A 6,479-nucleotide genomic window follows, 5' to 3' on the forward strand; every position below is an offset into this window, starting at 1 on the left:
CGAGGCGCTGCGTTCCCTCGTCACCACGATTAATGACACAGCGTTGCACGTGTCGACCTCGGCGCAGGAAACGCAGGCCACCGCCATGCACCTCGCGGAGGCCGCCGAACATCAGGCGCAACAGATCACCTCGGCCTCGGCCGCGATCAACGAAATCGCGGTCTCGATCGACGAAGTGTCGAAGAACTCGGCCGAGTCGGCCGACGTGGCGCAACGCTCGGTGCAGATCGCCTCGAAGGGTGCCGGCATCGTGCGCCAGACGATCCAGGGCATGGACTCGATTCGCGACCAGATCCAGGAAACCTCGAAACGCATCAAGCGCCTCGGCGAATCCTCGCAGGAAATCGGCACGATCGTCGAGCTGATCAACGACCTCGCCGAACAGACCAACATCCTCGCCCTCAACGCGGCGATCCAGGCGGCCTCGGCCGGCGAGGCCGGCCGCGGTTTCGCGGTGGTTGCCGACGAAGTGCAGCGTCTGGCCGAACGCGCTTCGGCGGCGACACGACGCATCGAAACGCTGGTCAGCGCGAGTCAGGTCGACACCAACGAAGCGGTCGCCTCGATGGAGCAGACCACCAGCGAAGTGGTCGGCGGCGCCAAGCTCGCCGAACAGGCCGGCACGCAGCTCGGTGAAATCGAAACGGTGTCGGGCAACCTCGCCGGCCTGATCAAGAACATCGCGATCGCGGCGCAGCACCAGTCGGCTGAGGTCGCCGGCGTGTCGTCGACGATGAACGTGATCTCGGACATCACCACCCAGACCGCCTCGGGCGCCAGCCACACGGCCGAGTCGATCGGCAACCTCGCCCAACTTTCGTCCGACCTGCGTCGTTCGGTCGCCGACTTCAAGCTGCCGGAATGATGGCACGTCGATGAATCTCGCCCAGGAAACCGACTTCACCACGCTCGGCTGGCTCAAGCCCGAGCTCGACGTGACGCTGAAAGAGTCGCGTCAGGCGCTCGAGCGTTACGCCGCCAATCCGGCCGACATGCAGGCCATGCGCAACTGCGCCGGCGGGTTGCACACGACGTTCGGCACGCTGAACATGGTCGAGCTGTATGGCGCCGCGCTCGTGGTCGAGGAAATGGAGCGCGTCGCGCGAGGCCTCGCCGACGGCAGCATCATGCCGCGCGAGGACATCTACTCGGTGCTGATGCGCGGCTTCCTGCAGCTGCCGGACTACATCGAGCGACTGCAGAGCGGGCACAAGGACATCCCGATCGTATTGCTGCCGCTGCTCAACGACCTGCGCGCCGCGCGCGGCGAGAAGCTGCTCAGCGAAGCGGTGATGTTCGCGCCGAACATCGATGCCGCATTGCCGGAACCGCCCGCGCAGGCGCCCGATGCGCAGGCGCTGCGCACCGCCGCGACCGGTCTGCGCAACGAATACCAGTTCATGCTGCTGCGCTGGATCCGCGAGCCCGGCGCGACCGCGCCGCTTGCCCGCATCGGCCAGATCTTCGACACGCTTTACGCCGGCAGCAGCCACGATGCCGCGCGCCGGCTGTGGTGGGTCTCCGGCGCCGTGGTCGAGGGCCTGCAGAGCGGCGCGATCGAGGCGAGCGTGGCGATGAAGCTGCTGTTCGGCAAACTCGACCGCGAGATCAAGCACCTGATCGATTCCGGCGAAGCCGCGCTGGACACGACCGCGGCCAAGGAACTGGTCAAGAACCTGCTTTATTACCTCGCCCACGCCAGCGCGCGCGGCGAGCGCGCGAAGGCGGTAATCGAGTTCTACAGCCTCGACCACCTGCTGCCGACCCGCGAAGAACTCGAACACGCGCATGGCTCGATCTCGGGCCACAACCGCGCGCTGCTCGACAGCGTCGCCGGCGGCATCCGCGAAGATCTGATCCGGGTCAAGGAAACGCTCAACGTCTTCCTGCATTCGCCGCAACGCAATCCCGCCGATCTCGTCGCGCAGGCCAACACGCTCGGCAGCCTCGCCGATACCTTCGGCATGCTCGGCATGGGCGTGCCGCGCCTGCGCGTGCTCGAACAGCGCACCGCGATCGATCAAATCGTGCACGGCGAGATCGAAGCCGACGAAGGCAACCTGCTCGACATCGCCGGCGGCCTGCTCGTCGTCGAAGCTTCGCTCGAAGATCACATCTCGCGCCTCGGTGCCAAGCCCGAGGACACTGAGGATACCGAGGGCCAGGTGCCGCGCGCCGAAGTGGTGCGCCTGATGTACGTGCTGATGAAGGAGGCGCTGGTCAACGTCGCCAAGGTCAAGGACACCATCCTCGCCTTCGCCGTGACGCCGCTGGACCATGCTCAGCTCGAGCCCACGCCCGGATTGCTCGTCGAAGTAGCTGGCGCACTCGACATGCTCGCGCTCGGCGATGCGGTCAAGCCGGTCAACGCGATGGTGCACTACATTCGCAACGAGCTGCTCGAACGGCGGCGCGTGCCGGATCCCAGCCATATCGACGCGCTCGCCGATGCGGTCGCCTCGATCGAGTACTACATCGAGGCCGTGCGCGAACAGCGCGGCGATCGCGAGCGCGTGCTCGGGATCATGCGCGACAGCCTGGCCAAGCTCAATTACTGGCCCGAGATCAAACCGTCCAGCGAGGATGCAGCGCCGGATTCCGCTGCGGATGCCGCGGCGCCGACGCCGGCAGCACCACCCGTCGCCGCGGTACCGGCAGCGCACACGCCGGTCGCGCAGCCGCTGATCGACGAAGAGCTGCGCCAGGTCTTTCTCGACGAAATGGACGAGGAGATCGCCAACCTGCGCCGGCACTTCCCGCTCTGGCGCGCGCAGCCGGAAGAGACCGAAGATCTCAAGATCGTGCGCCGCTCGTTCCATACGCTCAAGGGCTCCGGCCGCCTCGTCGGTGCGCTGGAGCTCGGCGACTTCGCCTGGAAAGTGGAAAGCACGCTCAATCGCGTGCTCGACCACAGCATTCCCGCAAGCGCATCGCTGATGCAGGTCGTCAGCCATGCGATCGGCGCCTTGCCGCGCTTCCGCGACGAATTCGCCCGCTCCGAGCGTTCGAGCTTCGCGATGGACGGCTTTGCCGCGGCGGTCGACCGCCTGTGCGCGGGCGATACCTCGCCGATCGATGAAAATCTGCTAGCCGGCATCGCGCCACCCGCGCCTGCGGCGGTGGAACCCGTGGCAGATGCTGTCGTGGCCGAAGCGCCCGTTCCCGTCGAGGAACCGGTCGCGACCGATGTGCCGGCGATCGAAACTCCACCCGCGTTCGAAGTGGAACCGCTTGTCGATGATTCCCAGATCGTCGCGGTCGAATCGTCGGAACACGCCGAGTGGTCTCTGGTCGAAATCGAACATTCCTCCGTGACCGCCGAGTCGCTGGCCGCTGTGGACGCGGAGCCCGTGCCCGCAGCCGAGCCGGTCGCGTTCGCGGACGCACCCGCTGCCGCTGCAGAGCAAGAGGAACTTGCGCCAGCAGCAGACGACACGACGACTGCGGAGCACGAAGTCCGCTTCGAGCCGACGCCTTCCGCGCCGCAGGTCGATCAATTGCTGCTCGACGTGCTGCGCAGCGAGGCCGACGTGCACCTCGGCGTGATCGATGCCGCGGTCGCCCATGGTCGCGAGCGTACGCTCATGGTGCGCGAGGAACTGGTGCGTGCCGTGCATACGCTCAACGGCGCCTTCGCCATGGTCGAGGCGCCGCAGATCACGCAACTGCTGATGCCGCTCGAAGGTTGGCTCGCGCGCCTGCGCAATGCTAACCGGCCGCTTGACGCCCACGGCGTCGACACGCTGGCGGCTGTCTCGGCCGAAGTGAGGGCCGCGCTGGCGGCGTTCGAGACCGGTGCCGCGATCCCCGACACCGGCGGACTTTCCGCCCGCATCGCCGCGTTGCGCGAGGGAGTGCACGCCGGCGAAACGATTGTCGCGGTCGAGCCGGAAGCACCGATCGAGACGGAGACGCTGCTGGCGCCGCAGGCGCCGATCGCGGCGGAGACGTTGCTCGAACCGGAAGTACCGACCACAGCGGAGTTGCCGGTCGACGAGCTCGAACCCGTAGCGGAGGAAATGCCGGCAGTCGAGTACGAAATTGATCCGGCCGATGCCAAGTTCCTAAGGGAACTCGAGGAAGCGGACGCGCCGACTGTCGCCGATGCGGCGAATCGATCCGATCTCGGTGACGCAGCGGGCGTGGAGCCCAGTCCCGAATCGATCGAGGCTGCGCAGATTTTCGCGGAAGCGGAGTCGACGCCGGAAACGATCCACGAAGCCGAGCCGCCGGCGCGCGCCGCGCTGCCGATCGAAACCGATGCAGGATTGACCGCAACCGAGTTCGAGTCGGCCACCGCGGCCTACGAACGCCTGCTCGCACAGACATTCTTACCGCCGGCGCAGCCGCCGGTCGAACAACCACTGGTCGAAACGGAAGAAGCGGCGTTCTTCGACGCCGCGCACGAACACGTCGAAGCCGCCGCCGAAGTCCCGGCAACGGACGCGGATGCAACGCCATCGCCGCCAGCCGAGGCGGAAATGCCTGCGGCCCTCGCCGAGATTCCCGCCGCACCTGCTCAGCCCGAGCAGGTGCACGAGCCGGCGCCGGTCGACGCGCTGCATCCGGTGCCCGACATCGACGAGGACCTGCTCGACATCTTCGTCCTCGAGTCGCAGGAAATCCTCGACCGCTCCGATGCGCTCGTGCTGCGCCTGCGCGGCGCAGCCGACGACACCAGTTTGCTCGACGAACTGCGCCGCGACCTGCACACGATCAAGGGTGGCGCGAACATGTCCGCGCTCGCCTCGATCGGCGACCTCGGCCATGCGATGGAATCGCTGCTCGAAGGCGTGGTCGAACATGGCCGTGCGCTCGACGGCGCCATGCTGCATGCGGTGGAGCAGGGCTTCGATACGCTGCACACGCTGGTTCAGGCGGCCGCCGCGCGCCAACCGACGACGATGCCCACGGCATTGATCGCGCGCATCGAAGCGCTGTCGCGCAGTGAAGCCGACACCGAATCGGTGTTTGCGCCGCTGGCAGCGGAACCCGAACGCGAGGTCGCGGAGCCCGCAGAGAGCGTGCAGGAACCGCTCGCCGCGGTATCCGAATCGGCGCCGGAAACGCCCGTCCTCGCCGAAGCGCAGACCGAGACCACCGAGCCGGTGTTCGCCGGCAGCGAGTACATCCGCGTACGCGCGGCCCAGCTCGACGCGATGGTCAACGGCGCCAGCGAAGTGGCGATCTATCGCTCGCGCCTGGAGCAGCAGCTCGCCAGCTACCGCACCAACGTCGTCGAAATGGAAGCGACCGTGTCGCGCCTGCGCGAGCAGATGCGCCGGCTCGAACTCGAGGCCGAGGCGCAGATGGCCTCGCGCTTCCAGCGCGAAGGCGATGCCTCCTCGTTCGATCCGCTCGAGCTCGACCGCTTCAGCCAGTTGCAGCAGTTGTCGCGCAGCTTGGCCGAGTCGATGTCCGACTTGTTCGCGATCCAGATCGGCTTCGACCAGCTTACGCGCCAGTCCGAATCGCTGCTGATGCAACAGTCGCGCGTCAGCGCCGACCTGCAGGAAAGCCTCATGCGCGCGCGCATGGTGCCGTTCGACTCGCTCGTGCCGGCACTGCGCCGCACGCTGCGCCAGACCGCGACCTCGCTCGGCAAGGAAGCGTTGCTGCGCGTCGAGGGCGCGCAGGGCGAAATGGATCGCACCCTGCTCGAACGCATGAAGGCGCCGATCGAACACATGCTGCGCAATGCGCTCGCACATGGCATCGAGGCCGTGCCCGAGCGTCTCGCCGCGGGCAAGCCGATCGAAGGCAACGTGCGCATCACGCTCGCCCGCGAAGCGACCGAAACCGTGCTGCGCATCAGCGACGACGGCCGCGGCCTCGACCGCGCCGCGATCCGTCGCCGCGCGATCGAGCGCGGCCTGCTCGCGCAGGAAGCGAGGATCGGCGATCGCGAACTCGACGCCTTCATCCTGACCAGCGGCTTCTCCACCGCGGAAAGCCTGACCCAGCTCTCGGGTCGCGGCGTCGGCATGGACGTGGTCGCCAGCCAGATCAAGCAGCTCGGCGGCTCGCTCGCGATCGAGTCGAATCCCGGCCGCGGCGCCGCGTTCACCGTGCGCCTGCCGTTCACGCTTGGCGTGACCCAGGCGATCATCGTGCGCCTGGGCGACGCCAACTACGCGATCCCGATGAACGCGGTGCAGGGCGCCGTGCACATCGCGCGCAGCGAACTCGATACGCGCCTCGCGGCGGAGGAGCCCGAATACACCTACGCGGGCGAGAGCTATCCGATCCTCGACCTCGCGCCGCAGCTCGGCGAGGTCTCGCCGGCGGTGCACGACGACGTGCACGTGCCGTTGTTGATCGTGCGCAGCGGCGACCAGCGCGCGGCGGTGCGCGTCGACCACGTGCTCGGCTCGCGCGAGATCGTGGTCAAGCCGGTCGGTCCGCAGATCACCTCGGTGCCGGGCATCCTCGGCGCGACGATCATGGGCGACGGCTCGGTCATCATGATTCTCGACCTC

Annotated in this window: 2 protein-coding genes; both read left to right on the plus strand. The window is 67.5% G+C overall.

What is annotated here, in order from left to right; genetic code table 11:
* On the plus strand, positions 1-865 hold an 865-nt coding region (locus tag VF497_RS01800; RefSeq protein ID WP_330885669.1), incomplete at its 5' end, for a methyl-accepting chemotaxis protein.
* Between the two features lie 10 nt (positions 866-875).
* A partial coding sequence (locus tag VF497_RS01805; protein ID WP_330885671.1) for an Hpt domain-containing protein occupies positions 876-6,479 on the plus strand: 5,604 nt, incomplete at its 3' end.

It is taken from the genome of Rudaea sp. (assembly GCF_036383415.1).
Classification (GTDB): domain Bacteria; phylum Pseudomonadota; class Gammaproteobacteria; order Xanthomonadales; family Rhodanobacteraceae; genus Rudaea.